This is a genomic window from Massilia sp. NBRC 108631, from assembly GCF_059704565.1.
Genome location: NZ_BAAKJE010000117.1, coordinates 1 through 3,319 on the forward strand (window position 1 = coordinate 1; position 3,319 = coordinate 3,319).

The 3,319-nt window shown below is 62.8% G+C and carries 3 protein-coding genes, 1 rRNA gene and 1 pseudogene; all 5 read right to left on the minus strand.

Annotation, left to right across the window (positions count from 1 at the left end; all coding sequences use genetic code 11):
• Nucleotides 1-105, minus strand: a pseudogene (locus AC6H42_RS13330) (IS66 family transposase); the annotation flags it as partial.
• A 73-nt stretch (nucleotides 106-178) separates the two neighbouring features.
• Entirely contained in the window at nucleotides 179-958 is a 780-nt protein-coding gene (gene istB, locus AC6H42_RS13335; RefSeq protein ID WP_497548245.1) for an IS21-like element helper ATPase IstB, read from the minus strand.
• Nucleotides 955-2,448, minus strand: a complete 1,494-nt coding sequence (gene istA / locus AC6H42_RS13340) for an IS21 family transposase (protein ID WP_497548246.1) — start codon at nucleotides 2,446-2,448, stop codon at nucleotides 955-957. The genes istB and istA overlap by 4 nt, the downstream gene beginning before the upstream one ends.
• A 120-nt stretch (nucleotides 2,449-2,568) precedes the next feature.
• Nucleotides 2,569-3,087 (minus strand): hypothetical protein, encoded by a 519-nt coding sequence (locus tag AC6H42_RS13345; protein ID WP_497548247.1) that lies wholly within the window; start codon nucleotides 3,085-3,087, stop codon nucleotides 2,569-2,571.
• 141 nt (nucleotides 3,088-3,228) lie between these two features.
• Nucleotides 3,229-3,319: ribosomal RNA gene (rrf, locus tag AC6H42_RS13350) — 5S ribosomal RNA — on the minus strand; the annotation flags it as partial.

A 3,319-nucleotide genomic window follows, 5' to 3' on the forward strand; every position in this document is an offset into this window, starting at 1 on the left:
CGCGCTGTCGCGGTCATCACGGACATAGGTCCAAAGTCGTGCCGTGCGGGTGCTGCCATTGCCGGGCGCCAGCACCGGGATCGGCGTGTCATCGGCATGCAGTTTGTCGGCAGCTGGTTCGCGTCAACTATCTTGTCCGGTCGGCGTCAATTATCTTGGCCGGTGAAGCGAGAGGTGTTTAGTCCTTCCTTTTCTTTGACTGTTGCGTAGTGCTAGCGGTCGCAGCGGTGCGGCGGCGGTAGCTCTCGACGTTCAGCTCGAAGATGGTCGAGTGATGCACCAGCCGGTCGACCGCCGCGAGCGTCATTGCCGGCTCTGGGAACACTTCATCCCAGCCGGAAAATGGCTGATTCGCCGTCAACGCCATGCTCTTCCTTTCATAGCGCGCCGCGATCAGCTCGAACAGCACAGACGTCTCTGCCTGGTCGCGCCGGACGTAACTCAGGTCATCCAGAATTAACAAATCGAAGCGGTCCAGCCTGGCGATTTCTGCCGGAAGTCGCATCTCGCGCCGCGCCACTTGAAGGCGCTGCACCAAGTCGCTGGTGCGCGTGAAATGGACGCGGTAGCCTCGGTCGATCAAGCCATAACCGATGGCACAGACGAGGTGGCTTTTGCCCACGCCGGGCGGTCCAAACAACAGCAGGTTGGCGCCTTGCTCTATCCAGCCGTCGCCTTCCATCAGCGCCGTGACATGGGCCTGCGAGACGGTCGGCGTGCTCGCGAAATCGAAGCTCGACAGCAGCTTGCCCGGCAGCAGTTGCGACTCCAGCCGATGCCGTTCCAAGCGCCTCGCTTCCCGCTCGGCCAGTTCATGCTCCATCAAGGCGGCAAGGAAACGCTCAGCCGGCCAGCCTTCTTTGTTCGACTGCTCTGCCAGAACGGCCCACAGGCGTTTGACGGTCGGCAGCCGCAGTTCATTGAGAATCAGCGGCAGGCGCGCCGCGACACTGCTCATGCCGCCGCCAACAGCATGTCGTAGCTGGCCAGCGTGGGCAGCACGACCGTCACCTCCGGGTGCAATGCCGGGCGCGGAGCCATCTCCTGTCGTAGCTGCTCCAGATCTGGCAACTCGCCGGCGGCGAGCAGCAGCGCCAAGCGTTGCGCCAGTTCCGCCTCGCAGCCGCCATTGCCGGCCAAGTCCAGCAAGCCGACCATGAGCCGGCAGGCGCTGGCCTCGGGCAAATTGTCGCGCAGTTGCGCCCACATCTTGCGGTACTCTGTGCGGGGAAACAGCGCATCGCGCAGCACCGAGCGCGCCAGCGCGCCGGGTTTGCGCTTGAGTGCCGGCAGCAGATGACGGTAGTCGACGACCTTGGCGCGTCCACTGACCGGATCGGGCTGCCCGCGCCGCAATTCGAGCACGCACACATTGCCCAGCCAGCACTCCAGTCGCTCACTGTAGATCCGTACTTTCAGGCGGTGGCCCACCAGTCGCGACGGCGCTGTGTAGAGCACTTTTCTCACCGTCATGGTGCCGTACTTCGTGACGCGGGCATCGACTTCCTCGTAGTCGTTGCTGCGCCGCGCCGGCAAGGCGCGGAGCATGGCCCGCTCCTCGTTGAATTTGCCAGCCACGCGCGCATTGAGACGGCCGAACACTTCGGCCACGAAGCGTCGATATGCATCCAGGTCGGCGAAGTCGCGGTGCCCACGCAGCAGCAGTGCCTGCTCCATGGTGCGCTTGAGCGTGCCTTGGCGTGCTTCAATCGAGCCGTTCTCATGGCTCACGCCCAAGTTGTTGCGGCTGGGGCGCATGCCGTAATGCGTGCACAGCGCTTCGTACCGCCGCGTCAGCAATTCATGCTCGGCCACGTTGTTGAAGGCTGCCGCCAAGCTGTCGGTGCGGTGCTCCTCGGGTACGCCGCCCATCATCCACACCGCATTTTGCAAGCCCGACGACAGGGCCATGAAGCTCTCGCCGCCCAGCACAACCTCGACGTAGCGCCAACCGGAAAACGCCAGCGCGAATTGGTACAGCATGTGCAGCAGCGCTACCCCGGTAATCGTCACATGCAGCACGGCAGCGTGCGTAAAATCGGACAGGCCTAGACGGCCGGGCGGATGGGCTTGTGCGAAGTAAACCTCGCGCTCCTTGCCGTGGCTCGCACTCCAGGCTCGGACCCGACGCTGCAGCGTGCGCAACAAGGCGTCTTCGTACTGACCTGGATGGCGCCCTTGCATCTCTTCTAGAAGCGTTGTGGCCGTCAGCGCCGGTGACGCGACCAGCAACGGCACGATCTCGCTGTCCCAGACGGCTTCAAATGGATCGGCGCGGGTGCGCCATGCTCGCGCTTCGCGCTGTGACGGCAAGGCTTCCGTTCTGTCCAGGCGTCGCGCCGAACGCACGCTGATGCCGACCTTGGCGGCAGCGACTTCCTGGCCGAGCTTGGCTCTGAGTTTCTTGTAGATGCCCACTTGGTGATCTCCAATGCGTTTGCCGGCCACTCGTTGCCTCCCCAGCTCCATGCTGAATGAAACAACTGTAAACCTCGCTTCCGCACCGGGCCGGTTTCAGGTGACAACCGGCCAAGATAGTTGTCGTCTACCGGCCAAGATAATTGTCGCTCACCAGCGTGCCGCGTATTTTACGCCGGCGGCGGTGAGGTTAGCGCTCATTGCGGTATTGAAGGCGGCTGCCGCCAAGGTAAAGTCGGCGCTCTTGGCGGCCAGCGCGGTTTTGACATCACTGGTGATCTTGATGCCGTTCTGCGGGTCGCTGTCTTCATCGAGCAACTGCAGGGCCAGCAGGCGGTTGACCACTTTCAGATCGCCGACGTCGGTGGCGCCGGCCAGCTGCAGCGGCGTGATGGTGGCGGCGCAGGGTGCGCTGCCCAGCACGATGCCGCCGATGCTGAAGCTCACGGTGTCGCCCGTGGTGCAGGTGAATTCGCCCTTGGGGCCGGTGCTGGCTTTGGCGGCGGTGCCGGCCACATAGTCCAGGCCTTCGACGGCGCCGTCCAGGAACAGGCCGCTGATCTGCGGCTTCACCGGCGCGATGACGGCTGGAGCATCATCGCTGCTGCCGCAAGCGCTGAGCGCAACGGCAACGGCCAGGGACAACAGGGAGAGTTGGGGGAGCTTCATGCTGCGGACCTCTTCTGATTGAAAAGGCGCAGTCTACTGAGCTGTTATGACAACGTTATGACACCCAAAAAGCAAAATCCCCCATCTGCACTGAACGCGATCTCGAGCGCGTTCAGGCTGATGGGGGATTTTATATAACTAGCCTGACGATAACCTACTTTCACACTGGTTGCAGCACTATCATCGGCGCAAAATCGTTTCACGGTCCTGTTCGGGATGGGAAGGGGTGGGA

Coding starts and splice junctions, on each gene's coding strand:
- istB (WP_497548245.1), bottom strand. CDS start 958: ATGAGCAGTGTCGCGGCGCGCCTGCCGCTGATTCTCAATGAACTGCGG.
- AC6H42_RS13345 (WP_497548247.1), bottom strand. CDS start 3,087: ATGAAGCTCCCCCAACTCTCCCTGTTGTCCCTGGCCGTTGCCGTTGCG.